The 20,323-nt window shown below is 38.7% G+C and carries 14 protein-coding genes; 9 read left to right on the top strand and 5 right to left on the bottom strand.

Going from position 1 to position 20,323, the window contains the following annotated elements; translation table 11 throughout:
• Positions 1 to 265: 265 nt before the first annotated feature.
• Positions 266 to 1,144 (bottom strand): hypothetical protein, encoded by an 879-nt coding sequence (locus D9O48_RS17350; protein ID WP_126974263.1) that lies wholly within the window; start codon positions 1,142 to 1,144, stop codon positions 266 to 268.
• A gap of 109 nt (positions 1,145 to 1,253) precedes the next feature.
• Here D9O48_RS17350 and D9O48_RS17345 point away from each other — a divergent pair, with 109 nt between their 5' ends.
• Both D9O48_RS17345 and D9O48_RS17340 read left to right on the top strand, forming a co-directional pair.
• Positions 1,254 to 1,595, top strand: a complete 342-nt coding sequence (locus D9O48_RS17345) for a hypothetical protein (RefSeq protein ID WP_126974262.1) — start codon at positions 1,254 to 1,256, stop codon at positions 1,593 to 1,595.
• An 11-nt stretch (positions 1,596 to 1,606) separates the two neighbouring features.
• A complete protein-coding gene (locus D9O48_RS17340) occupies positions 1,607 to 3,037 on the top strand; it encodes an L-serine ammonia-lyase (RefSeq protein ID WP_126974261.1) in 1,431 nt (476 codons plus the stop codon).
• A gap of 224 nt (positions 3,038 to 3,261) precedes the next feature.
• On the opposite strand, the gene mqnE is transcribed toward D9O48_RS17340, so the two are convergent.
• Both mqnE and D9O48_RS17330 read right to left on the bottom strand, forming a co-directional pair.
• The gene (mqnE, locus tag D9O48_RS17335; RefSeq protein WP_126974260.1) at positions 3,262 to 4,431 is read right to left on the bottom strand and encodes an aminofutalosine synthase MqnE; all 1,170 of its coding nucleotides are present in this window, start codon (positions 4,429 to 4,431) and stop codon (positions 3,262 to 3,264) included.
• 82 nt (positions 4,432 to 4,513) lie between these two features.
• Positions 4,514 to 5,809 (bottom strand): NupC/NupG family nucleoside CNT transporter, encoded by a 1,296-nt coding sequence (locus D9O48_RS17330; protein WP_126974259.1) that lies wholly within the window; start codon positions 5,807 to 5,809, stop codon positions 4,514 to 4,516.
• A gap of 217 nt (positions 5,810 to 6,026) precedes the next feature.
• On the opposite strand from D9O48_RS17330, the gene D9O48_RS17325 reads away from it, so the two are divergent.
• Positions 6,027 to 6,443 carry a hypothetical protein gene (locus tag D9O48_RS17325; RefSeq protein ID WP_126974258.1) on the top strand — a complete coding sequence of 139 codons (417 nt, stop codon included), beginning with the start codon at positions 6,027 to 6,029 and terminating at the stop codon, positions 6,441 to 6,443.
• 46 nt (positions 6,444 to 6,489) lie between these two features.
• On the opposite strand, the gene trxA is transcribed toward D9O48_RS17325, so the two are convergent.
• Together trxA and dnaE are read right to left on the bottom strand one after the other, a co-directional pair.
• Positions 6,490 to 6,807: a thioredoxin gene (trxA, locus tag D9O48_RS17320; protein ID WP_126974257.1), complete on the bottom strand. Its 318-nt coding sequence runs from the start codon at positions 6,805 to 6,807 to the stop codon at positions 6,490 to 6,492.
• 105 nt (positions 6,808 to 6,912) lie between these two features.
• The gene (gene dnaE, locus D9O48_RS17315) at positions 6,913 to 10,551 is read right to left on the bottom strand and encodes a DNA polymerase III subunit alpha (RefSeq protein ID WP_126974256.1); all 3,639 of its coding nucleotides are present in this window, start codon (positions 10,549 to 10,551) and stop codon (positions 6,913 to 6,915) included.
• A 367-nt stretch (positions 10,552 to 10,918) separates the two neighbouring features.
• Here dnaE and D9O48_RS17310 point away from each other — a divergent pair, with 367 nt between their 5' ends.
• The 6 genes from D9O48_RS17310 to D9O48_RS17285 all read left to right on the top strand — a co-directional run bounded on the left by D9O48_RS17310 (position 10,919) and on the right by D9O48_RS17285 (position 20,322).
• Complete coding sequence (locus tag D9O48_RS17310; RefSeq protein ID WP_126974255.1) at positions 10,919 to 11,575, top strand: C40 family peptidase; 657 nt, start codon at positions 10,919 to 10,921, stop codon at positions 11,573 to 11,575.
• Between the two features lie 291 nt (positions 11,576 to 11,866).
• A complete protein-coding gene (locus tag D9O48_RS17305; protein ID WP_126974254.1) occupies positions 11,867 to 13,591 on the top strand; it encodes a sodium:solute symporter family transporter in 1,725 nt (574 codons plus the stop codon).
• 157 nt (positions 13,592 to 13,748) lie between these two features.
• Complete coding sequence (locus D9O48_RS17300) at positions 13,749 to 14,276, top strand: SET domain-containing protein (protein ID WP_126974253.1); 528 nt, start codon at positions 13,749 to 13,751, stop codon at positions 14,274 to 14,276.
• Between the two features lie 193 nt (positions 14,277 to 14,469).
• Positions 14,470 to 15,045 carry a YceI family protein gene (locus D9O48_RS17295; RefSeq protein ID WP_126974252.1) on the top strand — a complete coding sequence of 192 codons (576 nt, stop codon included), beginning with the start codon at positions 14,470 to 14,472 and terminating at the stop codon, positions 15,043 to 15,045.
• 68 nt (positions 15,046 to 15,113) lie between these two features.
• The gene (locus tag D9O48_RS17290; protein ID WP_126974251.1) at positions 15,114 to 16,685 is read left to right on the top strand and encodes a response regulator; all 1,572 of its coding nucleotides are present in this window, start codon (positions 15,114 to 15,116) and stop codon (positions 16,683 to 16,685) included.
• A 25-nt stretch (positions 16,686 to 16,710) separates the two neighbouring features.
• Complete coding sequence (locus D9O48_RS17285; protein WP_126974250.1) at positions 16,711 to 20,322, top strand: response regulator; 3,612 nt, start codon at positions 16,711 to 16,713, stop codon at positions 20,320 to 20,322.
• Position 20,323: the final 1 nt, after the last annotated feature.

Raw genomic sequence — 20,323 nt, 5'->3', positions numbered from 1 at the left:
TGTCGTATAAAGGGTTTAGGAGAGTTGCTTGAATCTGAAATTATTTTAAAAAAAGGCCTGGGCAAACTGCCCAGCCTTGTCCTTATTAAAAATTTCCATATGAGATCAAACCTCAATTGTGGGTACTTTACGGATTAACTTTGGGAATGAGTTAAAAAGGGAATCCTTTTCTATTAGACGTCACTTTACTTAAAACAGTTGCGCTTTTGCGAAAGATTTCTGAAATTTTTTTTAGAAAAAATACAACCGTTTCGTATCCAATCTTTTATGGTTTTTCCACTTTTATTTTATTCGGTAAAGTACCATAATACCATGCATTCAGCGAATCTTTGATTCTGGTAGTATCTCTTTCTGTTGCCGGTAATACTACAAATATTTTATAGGTAACTGAGTCACCGGTTTCCATTTTTATTCTTGGGTTCAACTCATTTACTTGTGCAAACCTTCTCAATGCACGTGTTTTTCTATCGGTTACTTCCATTACAAATTTATACTTGCCTTCATTTTCTTTGGCCAGTGCGAGCGCAATGGAGTCTCTTCTTAATGCAGCTGTATCTACTATCTGAACTTGCTCTACAACAGGCGTTTGTGTTACTTCTGACGGAGTGTTTTTAGCTTTCATGAAAAGTCCGACCAACCACCATACAGCAGCTAAAGTAATGATACCGATAAAGCCGAACAAGATAGCTTTTACAGGAATTTGTACAGGTTGGGCTTTTGAATAGTCTTTAGCCTTCTCCTCAATTGTATTAATAGATTTACTTTCTATTTTCTCAAGAATGGGAGCGCCCATCGTGAATTGTAGTTTACCGTCATTCAGGTAAAGAAGTGTTCCGATACCTTCCAGATGAAAAGGCTTGCCTAAATTCAAAAAAGCTTTGGCATCTTCCAGATAACTCACCACATCGGCTTCTGCCAGTGGACGTAATTTACCTGTTTTCAAACGGATATACTCGATGAGCTCCGGTGATAACTGAGTGATTTTTTTTCCCTGAAAGGTAATATTCCGCGACTCCGCCTCTTTTGAAGAGTGATGGTCAGTCGTTGATTTTGAATCATTCTCTACTTTAAAAACGCCCAATCCGGGTAATTCCAAAAGATGGTGGTCATAGAGATATTGGGCTACTAAAACTGAAATTTTCAACTCGATAAATGTTTAGGGTTAGCTACAATTTACTAAATATTCAACTTTCCTACCTTTCCTAACGTTAAATTTGTGGTACTTATTTGAAAAATGCCAAATTATTATTCTCATGCTTACAGAGTCGGAAAAAAAATTTATTAGCTATTGGGAGTCTATTCGTGAAAAAGAAGCAGCACCTTTGCGTCAGTTTATTTTGGGTTTGCCCTACGGATTATTGTTTGCACTTCCGATTGCTTTTATTACCTGGACGGCAAAGTACTGGTATGTTCGGGCAGATTGGGAAGCAAATGCCAAAATGAACCCTGTACTGTTAACTATAATTATCCTGATCATCACCCTTTTTGTTGCATTTTTTTATAAGAAGCATCAATTTGAATTGAGAGATCAGGAATACATGCGATTAAAGCAGAAACAACGTTTAGAAGAAGAGAAAAATTCACCTAACCAATAAAACGATCAGCCTTGCCACACGAAGCAATTTCAGTATTCGATATTTTTAAGATAGGCGTTGGTCCTTCCAGCTCCCACACACTCGGACCGTGGAGGGCAGCTCAGGCATTTGTTGAAGAAATTCAAGCTGCACAATCTCTTACCGAAGTAGAGAGTGTTACCGTTTTACTATACGGGTCTTTAGCTAAAACCGGTAAAGGACACGGAACCGATATTGCTATCTTATTAGGACTAAGCGGCGACGATCCCGTTACTTTTGATACGAGTTTAATTAATTCAAAAGTTAAATCTATTCAGCAGAACCAGGTATTAAGTTTGGGGGGCCAGGTGTCCATTCCTTTTACACAAGGTGTACACCTTCAGTTTTTGATGAATGAATCATTACCGTATCACCCGAACGCAGTTACTTTTCTGGTGAATTTCAAAAACGGAGAAAACTTCGCCTCAACTTACTATTCGGTAGGAGGTGGATTCATTCAGAAAGAAGGTCAGCTTTCAACAGCCCATACTCAAAAAATAGATCTTCCTTTTCCGATTGATCATGCAGATGATATTTTGCACTGGTGCCGTAAAACCGGTTTGAGTATTCATGAAGTAGTAATGGAAAACGAATTGGCATGGCGTGACGAAAAGACTACTAAAGAAGGGCTGATGAATATTTACCGTGTGATGAAAGAATGTATTTTACGGGGTGCTACCACACAGGGTGTTTTACCTGGCGGGCTAAACGTAAAACGTCGGGCTGCAGACCTTTCTAAAAAGTTACTGGCCGGTAAAACGTACACTGATTATGATTCATGGATTGCTGCTATTCAGGAAGGCGGTACCAATTTTAAATATATTCTCGACTGGGTAAGTTGTTTTGCACTCGCTGTAAATGAAGAAAATGCCTCTTTCGGGAGAGTTGTAACAGCTCCTACTAACGGTGCTGCAGGAGTGATTCCGGCAGTATTACATTATTTTGTGGTGTTTTGTGATGGAAACCGTGAAGACAAAATTTTACAGTTCATGCTCACTGCTGCGGAAGTAGGGTCTATTTTTAAGAAGGGTGCTACCATTTCTGCTGCAATGGGAGGGTGTCAGGCAGAGATAGGTGTATCTTCAGCTATGGCGGCAGCGGGGTTAACAGAGGCTTTAGGAGGCAGTCAGCGACAAGCATTGATGGCGGCAGAAATTGCGATGGAGCACCACCTGGGATTGACTTGTGACCCGATCGGCGGTTTAGTGCAGGTACCTTGCATTGAACGAAATACAATGGGTGCTATCAAGGCTATCACGGCTTCACAACTGGCACTGCAAAGCACGCCAGATTTTGCAAAGGTATCGCTCGATACCGTGGTAAAAACGATGTGGGATACCGCGGTTGATATGAGTTTTAAATATAAAGAAACGGCTGAAGGCGGGTTAGCGGTACATATTCCGATTTCATTGCCCGAGTGTTAGACAGTTGATAAGTGAACTGTTTGAGATAATGAACTTATTACCGTTCGTTTTGAACTGAGTGTTATGAGGTTAGGCTGTGGAGATGGATAAGCAGTGCAGCGGTGCCACCTTAACTTAAAATGAAAATTGGGAGTCTTAAGACTCCCAACTGTATATATTTACGATATTTCAGGATGATCAGATTTTTTGTTTAATCTTTTTCACATCCAATATTATTAACGAAATTAATTCAACAACGGATTCGTTTCAATTGTTGCTAAATCAACATCATTATAATCGCGTAATTCATTGTATAAGGTATCGCGCTCTATCGGATGACGTTTTACCTGCTTGATTAAGCTTACCAGATCGGCAGTACTCATTGCCGGTGTTTGTTCTTCAGATCCGGCCATTGAATAAATCTTGGTAGAATCATCAATCGTACCGTCAATATCATTCACGCCGAATTGTAACGCTAATTGTGCATTCTGTCTTCCCAGCATCGGCCAATAAGCTTTCAGGTGAGGGAAGTTATCCATGTATAACCGGGCAATGGCATAATTGCGCATATCTTCAATAATGGTAGATTCTGCAATATTGCTCATTTCATTGTTGCTGTTTCTGAACTTCAGTGGAATGAAAGTATTAAAACCACCGGTTTTGTCTTGCAATTGACGTAAGCGTTCCATGTGATCAATCCGGTGTTCAAATCCTTCTATATGTCCGTATAACATTGTAGCGTTCGAATGCATACCCAATTCATGCGCTATTTCATGAATCTCCAGCCAGCCGTTAGCGTCTACTTTATCATGGCAAATCTGCGTACGTATTTCCGGTGCAAAAATCTCAGCACCTCCGCCTGGTAATGATTCTAATCCTGCTTCTTTTAAATATTCCATTCCTTCACGACGTGTTTTCTTCGCTTTACGGAACATATAATCAAGCTCAACAGGAGTAAATCCTTTCACATGTAAATCTGCACGATGAGCTTTTATCTTTCTCAGTAAATCTGCAAAAAACTCAAGCGTTAATTTAGGGTGTACACCACCTACAATGTGCACTTCCGTTACCGGTTGATCATCGTATTTTTTTACAATTTCCAACATCTGGTCGGTGGTTAATTCCCAACCTTCTTCACGGTGCGCATATAGTTTAGAATAAGAACAAAATTTGCATGAGAATACACAAACGTTGGTAGGCTCGATATGAAAATTTCTATTGAAAAACGTTTTATTACCATGTAATCGCTCTCTTACAAAATTGGCCAAAGCTCCAACATAAGCTAAAGGGGCTTTTTCATAAAGAATCACACCTTCAGCAGCAGTAATTCTTTCTTTATTGATTACTTTCTGACCAATGCGTTGTAAATCCTGATCTTTTTCTGACGCTACTATTTGTTCTATTGATTGACTCATGGACGTAATATTTTTTGCAATCCTTCACAAATTTAAGATAGAATATTAACAAATAACCTATTAGAATGTTTAAACGCCGGGGTTACATTAACATACCCGCTACACAACCACACATTAAACAGGCAATTGTACCTCCCAACAAAGCTTTTAATCCTAATTCCGTAAGGTTTTTTCTTTGATTCGGAGCCAGTTGGCTGATACCTCCGATCTGAATACCTATAGAGGCGAAATTGGCAAAACCACACAATGCGTAAGTTGTAATGAGAATCGATTTCGGATCCTGTATCACGCCGGCATTTTTCATCGCTCCAAAACTGGAATAGGCAACGAATTCATTGAGGATCGTTTTTTCTCCTAACAATTGCCCCACCTGAATCATTTCATTAGAATTCACACCAATGATCCATGCAATAGGAGAGAAGACGTAGCCTAATATCATTTGTAAGGATAATCCTTCATAACGGTTGCCGGTCATCCGGGCAATATCATCATTGATAGAAAGTAAATCGCCGGTAAAACCCAGGGTTGCATTGGCGAGATACATTAATGCAGTGAATACGATCAGCATCGCACCTACATTGACAGCCAGTTTTAAACCATCGGTTGTTCCGATTGAAATTGCATCCAATACGTTGTCGCCGATTTTTTCTTTAGGAACTGAAAGGTTGGATATTACATTTTCAGTACTGGGAAATAATATTTTTGAAACTACAATCGCCGCCGGAGCACTCATGATAGACTGACTTAACATGTGTAAGGCGAAATAACGTTGCTGGTCGGGGTCATCGCCACCTAAGAAACCTACATAAGCTGCTAAAACCGAACCGGCAGTATTGGCCATACCACCCACCATGATACACAGCATTTCGGAACGGGTCATTTTTTCAAGAAAAGGGCGGATCATTAATGGCGCTTCCGTTTGGCCCAAGAAGATATTACCGGCAGTAGAAACAGATTCCGGCCCTGTAATACCTATTTTTTTTAACAGAAAAGCAAACAGCCATACAATTTTTTGTAAAATACCCAGGTAGTATAATAAAGCGCTGAGCGCAGAAAAGAAGATAATGTTGGGAAGTACCTGAATGGCAAAAACATAAGCCCAGCTTTGAGAAGCATCCGCCAGATTACCGAATAAAAATTTGGTTCCTTCATGCCCGATGTTTATGATCTTGACAAAACCGTCTGAAACCCACTCGAAGATTGTTTTTATAAAATTAATCTTCAATACACCCAACGCAAAACAGATCTGGGCTACTATACCGATCATTACTAATCTCCAATTAATAGCTCTTCGGTTATTACTGAATATAAAACAAATAAAAATAAGCACCAACATGCCGAATAACCCTCTACCAACGTTTGTTAAGACCTGGTCCATATAAATTTAAATGTGCAGGCAGAAGCCTACGGGTGATGCGATAACTGGTTGACTTTAAATATAGTCAAAAAATATCGTGCAAGTTATTCCTAAAATCGCATTTTTAAACACTTCATGAGTGGAATTACTGCGCATGTGCGTTTTTTCTTCGATTCTGTGTAAAACTTTTACATACTAACCATCCGTACCGGTCGTTTAGATTAATATCCCGAATTCTATGAGTAAATTATTGACAGTGTTAAAGGCTAACTGGGTGGTCATTATGTGGACGACGTTGATTAGTTGTATTATTTTCCTGATTCATTTCTCAATGATTACCAGTGATGTTAGCTGGAGTTGGGGAAAATTGAAATGGGCAGTAGACAGTTATTGGAATCTCTGTAAATGGTACTGGTTGCAACTATTATTGAGCTTAATGGTGGCTGACCTGGTATTATTCGGCTGGTGGCAATCTAAAAAGAACTTAAAATTCAGATTTTTTTTAGAATGGGGGTTGGTTGCCGGGATGTTTATTTACTGGGGTTACTCCTTCGGATATCCGATTTTTTACTATACTGCAGCACTACTATTTATCGGAATTTACCTGAAAATGCGGTGGGTCGTGAAAGTGCTCGAAAAACTGAAATACGAATAATATCAATAAAAAAAGCCCCCAATATTTTGGGGGCTTTTTGAATGCCTTATGAGTGTTGTTCAATTTTTTTAACAAAATTAGCTTTAGGGTGTGCACCTACTAATTTGTCAACTAACTGACCATTTTTAAAGAATAAAATTGCTGGAATATTAGTGATTCCGTATTCTACAGGTACTTGCGAGTTGTTATCAACATTCATTTTACCAACATTCACTTTACCATCGTACTCTTTATGTAATTCTTCGATTACTGGTCCGATCGCACGACAAGGTCCGCACCATTCAGCCCAAAAATCTACTACTGATAATTTATCAGAATTCAAAACCACTTCCTGAAAGTTGGTATCTGTAATTTCTAATGCCATGATTTTATATTTTATGTGTTCTATGAAATAGTTTATAAAAAGTACAATTAAGTAAAAACAAATTTACAACCAAGTTTGGAATTGTGACGTTACGACATATCCACATTATGCAACTTCAACTTTTACCTCAAATTCAGGCGTTTGTTGCAGCCAGATGGCCAAATCGTCATTCATTTCAAATTTTTTATCCACCGTATTGAGGCTGATTTTATACCCCATTTTCGGATCTTTGATGTTAAACTTAATAGGTATAACACCCGGATGCTTCTGTTGGTTCTCTGAAAGGAAATTTACCATTTTTTCATTCAGGTACCGTGCTTCGATGTCGATGGTAATGTTTTTTGTTAAAATAGACTTAATGCTTTCGAGTAAAATAATCTTTTCGATCTTGAATTCGTACTGATTCTGATTAAAACGTTGTTTAAAGAAACCGGTAATGAATACCATTTTACCCTTTTCCAGGTAATTGTTGTATTTGATGTAATCATCACTCCACAGCATAAATTCTGATTTTCCGTTATAATCTTCAATCATCAATGAGCCGAAGTTTCTACCGGTTTTTGAAACTCTGTGTTGAGCATCGGTTACTAAACCCGCCAAACGGAAATTCCGGTTGGTAGGATTATGAACAATATTATCCTTGATTTCGTTGAATTCGTTCAACGGTGTGATATTATAATGTTGTAATTCAAATTTGAAGTGGTCGAGCGGGTGGCCGCTCATGAAAATTCCTGTAACTTCTTTTTCATGTTCCAGCAGAACAGTTAACGTCCATTCTTCACATTCCGGAACTTTTGGAAGAGGAATGTCCATACTGTTCGATAATTCTCCGAACAGTGTATTGGCAGAGCTGTTTGATTCTGCCTGGAATATATTTCCGTATTTAATAATTTTTTCAAGTCCGGTAGAGGTGTCGCCCGGAGGAATATGAAAATACTGGGCTCTGTGAAAATCAGGGAAACAATCAAATCCCCCGGCATACACTAAACTCTCCAGTGTTTTTTTGTTTACGGTACGTTGATTCACCCGTTTGATCATATCGAATACATCGTGATAAGCACCGTTTTTCTGACGCTCTTCAATCAGGCTGATTACGGCGGCTTCACCCACGCCCTTTAATCCTCCCAAACCAAAGCGGATATCTCCTTTGGGTGTAACGGCAAATCCTTTATTAGACTCGTTTACATCGGGTCCTAATACATTTAATCCCATGCGTTTACACTCTTCCATAAAGAAGGTGATTTTTTCAATACTACCGGCGTTGTTCAAAACTGCCGCCATGTATTCAGAGGGGTAGTGAGCTTTTAAATAAGCCGTTTGATAAGCTACGAACGCATAACAGGTAGAGTGTGATTTATTAAAAGCGTACTGGGCGAATGCCTCCCAGTCGGTCCAGATTTTATCCAATTTATCAGCAGGATGCCCCTTGGCTACAGCCCCGTCAATGAACTGTGCTTTCATTTTATCGAGAACAGCCTTTTGCTTTTTACCCATGGCTTTACGTAAAACGTCGGCGTCTCCTTTACTGAAGCCGGCCAGTTTCTGGGCTAATAGCATTACCTGCTCCTGATATACGGTAATACCATAAGTTTCTTCAAGGTATTCCTGCATTTCCGGGAGGTCATAGCTGATGACTTCTTTTCCGTGTTTACGGTCGATAAAGTTAGGAATGTAAGCCAACGGACCGGGGCGATACAAGGCGTTCATCGCGATCAGATCCGCAAATTGGTCAGGTTTGAGATCGCGCAGGTATTTTTGCATACCCGGACTTTCAAACTGAAACGTACCAACGGTATCTCCCTTCTGATATATCTCAAATGTTTTCTGATCGTCGAGTGGAATATCATCGATTACGATTTCAACACCATGGTTCTGTTTAATCATCTCCAGGGCGTTTTTAATAATCGTGAGGGTTTTTAAACCCAGGAAGTCCATTTTGATTACACCAGCATCTTCAATCATAGATCCCTCGATCTGCGTTACCCACAAATCAGAATCTTTAGCAGTACATACCGGAATCAATTCGGTAAGATCTTGTGGAGCGATGATGATACCCGCCGCGTGAATACCGGTATTTCTTACAGAACCTTCCAGCCTTTCTGCTTCGTGTAATACATAGCCGGCCAGTGTATCTGAATGATATACTTCTCTGATTTTTTTCACATTCTCCAGATCGTCGCTACTGATCCCGTCTTTTTCTTCCAGTGATTTAGGACCTTCCTTCGCTGTGAGTGGTGCTTTTAATACCCTGCCCAGTTCAATACCGGGTTTATCCGGCACCAGTTTAGCAAGGGCATTTGATTCAGACAAGGGTAAATCCATCACACGTGCAACGTCTTTAATACTCATTTTCGCTGCCATGGTACCGTAAGTAACGATTTGTGCTACCTGGTTTTTGCCGTATTTGTCAACTACATAATCAATCACTTTCTGGCGTCCTTCATCGTCAAAGTCTGTATCAATATCCGGCATCGATTTACGGTCGGGATTGAGGAAACGCTCAAAAAGTAAGTTGTATTTAATAGGGTCAATATTGGTAATACCAATACAGTATGCTACTGCAGAACCTGCAGCAGATCCCCTTCCGGGGCCAATGAATACACCAAGGTCTCTCCCTGCTTTAATGAAGTCGGATACAATCAGGAAGTAACCGGCAAATCCCATCGTTTTAATAGTGAATAATTCAAAATCGATCCGTTCCTGAATATCCGGTGTTACATCGTTATATCGTTGATACATCCCTTCGTAAGTGATGTGTTTAAGATATTCCCACTGATTAAGGTTCGAATCATTATGGATCTTGAATTTATCTTCGATAGGGAAAGCCGGTAGTAAGATATCTTTTTTCAGGTTTAATACTTCAACACGATCAACAATCATATTGGTATTGTCGATAGCTTCAGGAATATCATGAAAAAGCTTTTTCATTTCATCCTGTGATTTGAAATAGAACTGATCGTTCGGAAATTTAAACCTTCTGTCTTTGGTATTGCTATCGTCGTTTACAAAGTCATCATAGCCAGGTGTTGCTTTTTTCTCACCTGTGTTAATACAAAGTAAGATGTCGTGGGCATTATAATCGTCCTGATCCGTATAATGACTATCATTGGTAGCAATTACCGGAACGTTATATTTTTTAGAAAACTTCAGCAGTGTTTCATTGATGACTATCTGTTCTTTGATATCATGGCGTTGTAATTCGATGAAAAAGTCTTCGCCGAATATGTCTAACCACCATTTAAATTCTTTTTCCGCTTCTGCTTCGCCTTTATGCAGTATGGTTTGGGGCACATAAGCACCGATACAACAAGTGGTAGCGATGAGGCCTTCGTGATATTGCAATATCAATTCTTTGTCGATACGCGGGTATTTCGAATACATTCCTTCTATAAACCCGAGCGAGGTAAGTTTGATCAGGTTCTCATAGCCCTTGGCATTTTTTGCCAGTAATACCTGATGGTAACGACTGTCTCTTTGTTCTTTAGAGAAGGTTTTACGATGCCTGTCTTCCACTACATAAAACTCGCAACCCACGATGGGTTTCACTTTTAAAGAACCGTCATCGTTTTTATGTTTGTATGCTTCCGATACAAATTCAAAAGCTCCGAACATATTACCGTGGTCGGTAATCGCAACAGCCGGCATTCCATCTTTGATCGCTTTTGAGTACATCGATTGAATGGAGGCAGCCCCGTCTAACAACGAAAACTGAGTATGGCAGTGTAAGTGAGAAAATTTAGTCATCCTTTAAAAAATTGAGCGTGGCGAATTGAGCATTGAGAGCGTGAATCATCCTGCAGCAACAAGTTAAATCTTAAGCGTCTTTCGTTCTGAATGCTGAATTCTAAATTCTTCATTATCAATAAGCCGGTAAAAGTACCGAATCAGATTGAAACCTTCATGAAAATTGAAATAAAACCTGAGTGGTCAGGGTAACTATCATCATCCATAACGTCTGTTTACCATTCACTTCAGCGGATGCTGATTTGCTGCAGATTTCTATCCGTTTGGTAAGTTAACAAAACTAATGGCTTTCTGTTCTCAAAAAATATATACATTTTGGCAATGTATTTGTAAATTTGGCAGTTAACTGAAAAACCCATTAAGTGATATGCATTTTAGAATTGTTTTAGCGATTGTTTCATTGGCACTTGTGAGTTGTGGTACAAAAAAGGCTACGCAATCCAATTCCACGGCATCGCCGCACCAGCGAAATCAGTCGGGTGCTGCCAAATCGCGCTATTTAGAAGATATTTCAACACAAACGACTTCCTCCAACGATTATATCCGTCCGAGTTTATCGAACGAATCTAAAAATATACCGGCCTTAAGTATTGAGATGAGTTTTCCGGCCCAGTTCAAATATGCGATTTTGCTGGATGTTGCAGTGGAGGAGATGAATAACAGAAAAATGCTGAGTTTTCTCGATGAGTGGTGGGGAACCCGTTATAAATATGGCGGTGATGGCAAAGACGGGATCGATTGCTCAGCTTTTACCAAACGTTTTGTAAGCGCTATTTACCAGAAAGAAATACCCCGTACCTCAGCTCAGCAATACCAGGCATTGGTAAAAATCAAGAAAAAAGATCTCAAAGAAGGAGATCTGGTTTTCTTTAATACCCAGCGCCGGAAGGGAGCTATCACGCATGTGGGGGTGTATCTAAAGAATAACAAATTTGTACATGCTTCAACTTCTTCGGGAGTAATGATCAGCGATTTGGATGACTTTTATTTCTCGAAAAGATACGTAGGGGCAGGTAGATTATAAAAAATTATGTGCAACTGTTTATAAACAGTTGCATTTTTTTGTATGTTCCTTTCTGTGATCTGCTGTAAAAACCAAAGGGCCTATCTATTAAGATACGAAAAAAAACGGATATTCCGAAGTTGCATTTTGTTGCATAACAAGCCTCTTAAAAGGATGATTTTTAAATAATTTAGGAAAAAAATTATGCATAATTTGTCAATGTTATTGAATTATTCAATCCAAACCTTAACTTAGTGCAACCGATTGTATTTTTTAACCCTCAATCCAAAACAAAACTGTAAAAAGCTGCATATGAACACTAGTCTTCAGACGATTGATTACATTATTATTCTCCTCTATTTTATCGTAGTAGGTTCTTATGGGTACTGGATCTATAAGAAAAAACAAAAAGCAACGCTTGATACTAAAGACTTCTTTTTAGCAGAAGGTTCACTGACCTGGTGGGCAATCGGGGCTTCCCTGATCGCTTCTAACATTTCTGCAGAACAGTTTATCGGTATGAGCGGAGATGGCTTTTTTGTGGGTATTGCCGTAGCTGCCTATGAGTGGATCGCTGCTATCGCACTTATTATTATCGCAGTATATTTTATTCCGATTTATCTGAAGAACAAGATATACACAATGCCTCAGTTCCTGAAACAACGGTATAATGAAACCGTTGCCCTGATCATGGCTATCTTCTGGTTATTCCTTTACATCTTTGTAAATCTTACTTCAATTCTTTACCTCGGTGCTGTTGCCATTAATGGATTATTAGGTGGAGAATACCTGCACATATTGATGATTATTCTGGCATTTTGTGCCCTGATCATTACACTGGGTGGTATGAAAGTAATCGGTTATACTGATGTAATACAGGTGGCAGTGCTGATTATCGGAGGTTTGGCCACTACTTATTTCGCATTAACGATTGTAAGTGAAAAGTTCGGATTGGGAAGAGATGTGCTGGCAGGTTTCAATGCCCTGTTGCAGGATTCACCTGAACACTTTAAACTTATGCTGGACAAGCCGGCCGTAAATGTGGCTACTATCACAGATCCTTTGAATACGGAAATTCAGAAGTATGTGATTTTACCGGGTATCGCTATGTATTTTGCAGGCCAGTGGATTGTTCACCTGAACTATTGGGGCTGTAATCAATATATTACTCAAAGAGCTTTAGGGGCTGATTTAACCACTGCCCGTAACGGTATTTTGTTCGCAGGATTTTTAAAACTGATGATGCCTATTATTGTAATGCTGCCGGGTATTGCTGCCTGGGTACTTTATAAAAACGGTCATTTACCGGAAATGTCGGGTGGTAAAGATGGTGCTTATTCAGCTATTCTTGCTTTCTTACCGCAAGGTTTAAAAGGTTTGTCAATTGCTGCTTTAACGGCCGCGATCGTTGCTTCGTTAGCGGGAAAATTAAACAGTATATCCACTATTTACACGCTGGATATTCACAAACGCTTTTTTGATAAAGAAGCTACCGAAAAGAAAATGGTGTGGGTAGGAAGAATGACAGTAGTGGTAGCATTACTGGTGTCTATCCTGTTTACCTGGAATGATACTTTAGGTATCGGCGGAGAAGGCGGTTTCACCTTTATTCAGAAATATACCGGCTTTATTTCTCCGGGTATCTTCGCGTTGTTTATTCTGGGCTTCTTCTGGAAAAGAACAACCGGTACAGCAGCCATAGTGGGTATTCTGACAGGTTTTCTGATGTCGGTGTTCTTCAACAGTTTTGCAGTAGATATTTTCGGAAAAGAAACTTTATTGTACACTGCTTATCAGTATGAGAAGTTAATTGATGGCAATGTTCAGACAATTGTTGAAATTCCTTTCCTTATCAGTATGGGATGGTCTTTCTTCTTCACCGTGTCGTTAATGGTCATCGTGAGTTTAGCTGGTCCGAAAGTTAATCCTAAGGCATTAGACCTGGATGCTTCTATGTTCAAATTGAAACCGGCTACCATTGCTTTAATCGTTATAACGTTAATGATTATCGGTGCGTTGTATGCCCGATTCTGGTAGTAAGTAAAATTTATAAAATTAAGTGCTGCCCCCAACTTTGTTGTGGGGCAGTTTTTTTATGGTAAAGTATAAATTGTATTGTTTTGGTTAAACTATTCATGCAGGAGTTATTTGTTAATTGTTTTTGCCTATCTTCACGCCCTCGAAAAAACGTATCATGGAATTATTGGATAGTCAATTAGTCGTAAAGAAATCAACATTGCCCGGAGCAGGAAAAGGATTATTTACAAAAATATTCATTCCTAAAGGAGCATTTATTGTAGAGTATAAAGGAAAAGTTTCTAGCTGGAAAGAAGCCGAACCAAAGGAAGGATTCAATGGATATATTTACTATATCACCCGAAATACTGTAATCGATGCAATGGGAGATCCTGAAGCTATTGCCAGATATGCCAATGATGCAAAAGGCATCTCAAAAGTGAAAGGTATCAGCAATAATGCAGCATACCACGAGGAAGGAAAACGTGTATTTATCGTTGCAAAAAAAGATATTCCAAAAGGAAGTGAGATCTTCGTAGATTACGGTAAAGAATATTGGGACGTTGTGAAGTTTAATATTAAGCTACAAAAAGAGGAAGAAAAAGAAGCAGCAGCTAAAAAAGCCGCTACTGAGAAAAAAAGTTCCGCAAAAAAGAAAACTTCAAAAAAAGCCTCCGGCACCGCTAAAAAAGCGAAGAAAAAATAAATACCAGCGAATCAATCTGATTCGCTTTTTTTATGCTTTGCCGGTACCTGGCCCGGATTTCGTAATTCGCATATACCTTGGTTTTAATTTTATAATAGTGTAACTGTCTGAATTGACTCAATTCATAAAGCTTTAAATTAACAGACCGTAGTCTATATAAAGGAAATTTATAATTCAATAAAACTCAAGTATTATGAAGAAAAGCTATTATTACTTTTTGTTGACTCTGTTTATTGCCGCCACCTCTTTTATTGTAGTGGATACGTGGAAGGTTGATAAAGCCCACGCTGAAGTGGTTTTCGAAGTAACACACTTAGGTATTTCAGAAGTTTCAGGGCATTTTAAGGATTTTGATATCGAAATTCAAACCAATAAAGAAGACTTTACAGATGCCGTTTTTAAGTTTTCTGCAAAAGTAGCTTCGATTGATACGCGCGTAAAAATGCGCGATGATCATTTGAAAAGCCCGGATTTTTTTGATGCAGAAAAATATCCGTCAATTGATTTTGTAAGTACCGCAGTTAAGAAAAAAGGAAAAGACGAATTAGAAGTGACCGGAAACCTGACGATGCACGGAATTACCAAAGAAGTTAAGCTGGAAGTAAAGTATAATGGAATGGTAGAGAACGCAATGAATAAAAAGATGACGGCAGGGTTCAAAGCAGACGGAAAAATTAAACGCTCCGACTTTAATATCGGTGCTAAATTTCCACCGCCAATGATTAGCGATGAGGTTGAAATAGAGATAAACGGAGAATTTACGAGATAAAATAAAAATCCCCATATCGGGGATTTTTTTCTACACAGGTGATATATTTATTTGAAATATATTTGAGTATGATTCTGCTAGTTGATGATCGTCAGGAGAATATATATTCCCTTAAGCAGTTGTTGGTGCTGAACCATTTTCAGGTTGACACGGCAACTTCCGGAGAAGAGGCATTGTTGAAAATTTTAAAAAATGATTACACTGTTATTATTCTGGACGTACAGATGCCGGATATGGATGGTTTTGAGGTAGCAGAAGCAGTAACCGGTTTCAGCAAGTCAAAAGATATTCCTATTATTTTTCTTTCGGCAGTAAATACTGATAAAACTTTTATTGCAAAAGGATATGATTCAGGGGCGATGGATTATATTACCAAGCCTTTTGATCCGGATATTTTGCTCATGAAGGTGAAAACCTTTTATCGCCTGAGTATGCAGTCACGTGAGTTGAATGAAATCCATCATACATTATTGCAGGAAGTTGAACAAAGAAAAGCTGCACAGGAACGATTGAATCAAAGTGTTGAAGAACTCAGATCAGTGCTGGCTTCTATCCCTCAAATTGCCTTTACTTTAAATACTGCGGGCGAAATTGAATTCGTCAATCATTTCTGGTTTCTTTATTCCGGAAATGAAGATGAATTTCCGAAAACAGCAGAAGGAGAAAAATCTGTTCGTCAGCTGATTGATCTTACACTAACAAATGAGCAGGCATCGGTTTATGACGTAACTATCGCACTTAAAAATGCTGAAACGTATCGTCATCATCTTTTATCGTTGACTCCTGTAAAAAAGAATGATGAAATTTTGAAGTGGGTTGGGATGTTTACAGACATTCATGAACAGAAAATGATGAATCAGATTCTGGAACAAAGAGTACAGGAAAGAACGAAAGAATTACAGCAAATCAACCATGAATTAGAAGTGTCTAATCATGAGTTACAGCAATTCGCTTATGTGGCTTCTCATGATCTGAAAGAACCGCTTCGTAAAATACAGGTGTTCGGCAATCTGATTACTTCAAAATTTCTGGCCGATAACCATGATGCCAAAGATTATATGCAACGGATTATGCGTTCATCAAACCGGATGAGTAACCTCATTACTGACGTATTGAGTTATTCAAAGCTTTCAATTGAAAATGCTTTTAAACCGGTAGACCTGAATGTGATCATGGAAGGTATAATGATAGATATGGAATTGCTGATTAAAGAAAAAGAAGCTATTATCCGGTGGCAGCAGCTTCCGGTGATAGATGTGCTGGAGCCGCAGATCAGACAGATCTTTCAAAATATTCTATCGAATGCATTGAAATTTGCCAAACAAGATATTCCTTTGATACTCGATATTACACACAAAAGAGTAGATGTATTACAACCGGATGCACCGGAAGATGAGAATGGTAATTATGTATGTTTATCTTTTGCAGATAATGGAATCGGATTTAATGAAGTGTATAAAGAGAAAATATTTTCTATCTTTCAACGGTTACACTCGAAAGAAGAATATGAAGGTACCGGAATCGGTCTGGCTATCGTGAAAAAAATTATTGAGAACCATAAAGGAAAAGTATTTGTGGAGAGTAAAGAAGGTATCGGAACCACTTTTCATATTCTGTTGCCGGTTGCTCAAAAAGTCTAATGTTAAATTGCCTTAATAAAAAAATATGAAGTCTTTTCGTAGAAATCTTATTATCAGTTATAGTACTTCGATAGTCTTGTTATTGATTGCATCAATAGCGTCGTATATCAGTATACAAACCCTGCTTACAAGTACCGATAGGGTAAATCATACAATGACAGTATTATCGAAACTGGATAATATCCTTTCACTGGCGAAGGATGCCGAAACCGGTCAGCGTGGATATTTACTGACCGGTAACCAAACTTTTTTAAAACCTTTTGATCAGGCGCTGGAAGAAATTAGTGTGGAAACCACTGCGTTAAAAAGTTTGGTGGCAGACAATCCCATTCAGGTATTCAGAGCAGATACGTTAAAAGGCCTGGTGACAGAAAGAGTTCGTTTTCTGAAAAATAACATCGAATTGTACGGTACTAAAAATGATGAATTGCATCATCAGCTATTGTTGGGTAAAGAGATGATGGACAATATACGTACCTATATCGGTATCATGAAACAGGATGAACTGCAACTCCTTAACAGAAGAGATGCGCGCTTAAAGGCATTCGCTACTTATACACCGATTATTATAGTTTTAGCTTCTCTTATATCTATTTTAATTACCGTTGTTTCATTCAGAAGAACGATGTTAGAATTTGAAAGCCGTTCTAAAATGCAGCGGGCACTTGAAGAGAAGGATGCGGATATCACGCATCGTATTAACGTTATCCGCGACATTGCTAATAAAATTTCAGAAGGAGATTATTCTACAAGGGCGCAAGATCAGGGTGAAGACGGATTAGGTAATGTTTCTATTGCCATTAACAGAATGGCTAAAAGTTTAGAAAACTCTTTTAATGCACTATCTGACAGAGAATGGCTGCAAACAGGAGTTACTCATTTAAATGATGCCATGCTGGGTGAATACGAAATGGAAGTGCTCAGCAGAAAAGTGATTGATTATGTAGTAGAATATACTGATTCTGTATTGGGTAATTTCTATCAGTTAGACGAAAACAGGCAGCTGGTATATTGTGCAGGATACGGAGTAGAAGATGTTGCTACTAAAATGCTGTTAACACAAAAGTCAGGGTTGCTGTATGAAGCCATCAGAAAAAATCAGGTGATTCATTTAAAAGATATTCCCAGAGAAAATGTAGTGATTCCGGTCGGTAGCGGAAATCTGGTGCCGGCACACTTGCTGGTAATCCCTTTCCAGCACGAGAGAAGAGTAGAAGGCGTTTTGTTGATCGGATCAGTAAAACCATTCTCTGAAAAAGCCATGGCGTTTTTCAATGATATTCGTAGTAATATAGGAACAACTGTAAACGGCATTAAAAACAGGAAGAAACTACAGGAGTTGTTTGAGGAAACTCAATCGCAGGCCGAAGAATTACAAGCTCAACATAATGAGTTGGAGAACATCAACTCTGAGTTAGAAGCACAAACTGAAAAATTACAGGCTTCCGAAGAAGAATTACGTGTGCAACAGGAAGAGCTCATAGAAGTAAATGAAACGTTAGAGCAAAGAGCGAAAATGCTGGAAGAAAAAAATCAGCTGGTATTTGAACGTAATCTTGAAATTCAAAGGAAAGCTGAAGAACTTGAACAAAGTACCCGTTATAAATCTGAGTTCCTTGCTAATATGTCGCATGAACTGAGAACTCCTTTAAATTCTATTTTACTGCTGAGCCGTTTATTGGTAGAGAATACCGTTAAAAACTTAACACTGGAACAGGTGGAGTATGCACAGGTGATTCATGGTTCAGGACAGGGTTTACTTGCCTTGATTGATGAAATACTCGATCTTTCAAAAATAGAAGCAGGTAAAATGGATCTGGTTTATCAATCGGTTCCGGTACAGGAAATCTTAGAAGATATGCGCTCGTTGTTCGATCCGATCGCTAAAGAAAAGGATCTGAATTTTTATCTTGAATTAGATGCTTCGCTACCGGCTTTATTAGATACTGATAAAATGAGGCTGGAGCAGATATTAAAAAATCTGATTTCAAATGCCCTGAAATTTACTGCAGAGGGTTATGTAAAACTGGAAGCGAAAGTAAGTGAAGGTAAAAACGATCATATCTCATTTGCCGTAACTGATTCAGGAATCGGTATTATCCCTGAAAAACAAAATATTATCTTTGAAGCATTTCAACAGGAAGACGGATCTACCAGAAGAAAATATGGTGGAACCGGACTTGGACTATCTATCAGTCGTGAACTGGCTAAATTATTAAAAGGAGAAATTCAGCTGGAATCGACTCCGGGCAAAGGAAGTATATTTACCATAACGATTCCGATCAATAAAAGCGTTGCCGACAAAATAGTTGCGGAAGAAGAGCTTTTAACTAAACTGATCAAAGGAGAAGTAACCGAAAGTGATTTGAATAAAGACGAAGACGCATTCAAAAATCAAAGATTGATTGCACAGCGTATTCCGGTAGCGATAGAAGATGACCGTGACGCTATTGAGATTAATGACAGAGTTATTTTGATTGTGGAAGATGATACGCCATTTGCTAAATCACTCCTCAATTTTACCCGTCAGAATGGGTATAAAGGTATTATATCCGTAAGCGGTGAGGAAGCTACCAAACTGGCTGAGCAGTACCAACCGCACGGAATTCTACTCGATATCCAACTACCGTTGAAAGACGGTTGGGAAATCATGGAAGAGTTGAAAGGTAATCCGGCTACCAAGCATATTCCGGTACATATGATGTCGAGCCATGATGCCAAGTATCAGTCGATCAGTAAAGGTGCGATCAACTTTATCAACAAGCCGGTTTCTATTGAAAAAATACAGGATATTTTCAAACAGATTGAGGTTTTCAACAGTCATAAACCGGATAAAGTATTGATTATTGAAGATAATATACAACACGCACGTGCATTGGCTTATTACCTGGAATCTCTTGATGTAAAAGTGGTGATCAGCCCGACCCCTGAAAACGCGAAATTGCAATTAAAGCAAAATGGTATTAATTGTATTGTGCTCGACTTAGACAGTCCTTCACAACAAACCTATTCTATTCTGGATGAATTAAAAGGAATGGTTTCTTTCGGATTGATTCCGATCATTATTTTTACCGGTAAAAATCTTTCTAAAACCGAAGAATTAAGATTGAAGCAATATTCTTCTTCCATTGTGATTAAAACTGCACAATCCTATCAGCGTGTGTTAGATGAGGTTTCTTTATTCTTACACCTGGTGGCTGAGAAAAGTGAAAAAACATCGAAAGTACAGCGGAAAGGTAAATTGAAAGATGTTTTGCAGAATAAAAATGTACTCATTGCCGATGATGATGTAAGAAATATCTTCTCATTAACGAAAGCACTGGAAGGAGTGGATATGAATGTTGTTTCGGCAGTGAATGGTAAAGAAGCGCTGGATGTGTTAAACGAACGAAATGACATCGATATCGTATTAATGGATATGATGATGCCCGAAATGGATGGATATGAAACTACACGAAGAGTAAGAAATAACCAAACGTACAAAAAAGTACCCATTATTGCTGTGACGGCAAAGGCTATGGCTGGTGACCGTGAGAAATGTATGAATGCAGGTGCATCCGATTATATTAGTAAACCGGTGGATATAGACCAATTACTGTCCCTATTGAGAGTTTGGTTATACGATTCAATAAAATAAG

This window comes from Gynurincola endophyticus (assembly GCF_003991195.1).
Classification (GTDB): Bacteria; Bacteroidota; Bacteroidia; order Chitinophagales; family Chitinophagaceae; genus Gynurincola; species Gynurincola endophyticus.
This window is presented reverse-complemented; position numbering and strand designations above follow the sequence as displayed.

Bases quoted from the DNA above. Each gene is read 5' to 3' on its own strand.
- D9O48_RS17310 (WP_126974255.1), top strand. From the start codon at position 10,919: ATGCATTTTAGAATTGTTTTAGCGATTGTTTCATTGGCACTTGTGAGT.
- D9O48_RS17305 (WP_126974254.1), top strand. From the start codon at position 11,867: ATGAACACTAGTCTTCAGACGATTGATTACATTATTATTCTCCTCTAT.
- mqnE (WP_126974260.1), bottom strand. From the start codon at position 4,431: ATGAGTCAATCAATAGAACAAATAGTAGCGTCAGAAAAAGATCAGGAT.
- D9O48_RS17325 (WP_126974258.1), top strand. From the start codon at position 6,027: ATGAGTAAATTATTGACAGTGTTAAAGGCTAACTGGGTGGTCATTATG.
- D9O48_RS17345 (WP_126974262.1), top strand. From the start codon at position 1,254: ATGCTTACAGAGTCGGAAAAAAAATTTATTAGCTATTGGGAGTCTATT.
- D9O48_RS17330 (WP_126974259.1), bottom strand. From the start codon at position 5,809: ATGGACCAGGTCTTAACAAACGTTGGTAGAGGGTTATTCGGCATGTTG.
- D9O48_RS17300 (WP_126974253.1), top strand. From the start codon at position 13,749: ATGGAATTATTGGATAGTCAATTAGTCGTAAAGAAATCAACATTGCCC.
- dnaE (WP_126974256.1), bottom strand. From the start codon at position 10,551: ATGACTAAATTTTCTCACTTACACTGCCATACTCAGTTTTCGTTGTTA.
- trxA (WP_126974257.1), bottom strand. From the start codon at position 6,807: ATGGCATTAGAAATTACAGATACCAACTTTCAGGAAGTGGTTTTGAAT.
- D9O48_RS17295 (WP_126974252.1), top strand. From the start codon at position 14,470: ATGAAGAAAAGCTATTATTACTTTTTGTTGACTCTGTTTATTGCCGCC.
- D9O48_RS17285 (WP_126974250.1), top strand. From the start codon at position 16,711: ATGAAGTCTTTTCGTAGAAATCTTATTATCAGTTATAGTACTTCGATA.
- D9O48_RS17290 (WP_126974251.1), top strand. From the start codon at position 15,114: ATGATTCTGCTAGTTGATGATCGTCAGGAGAATATATATTCCCTTAAG.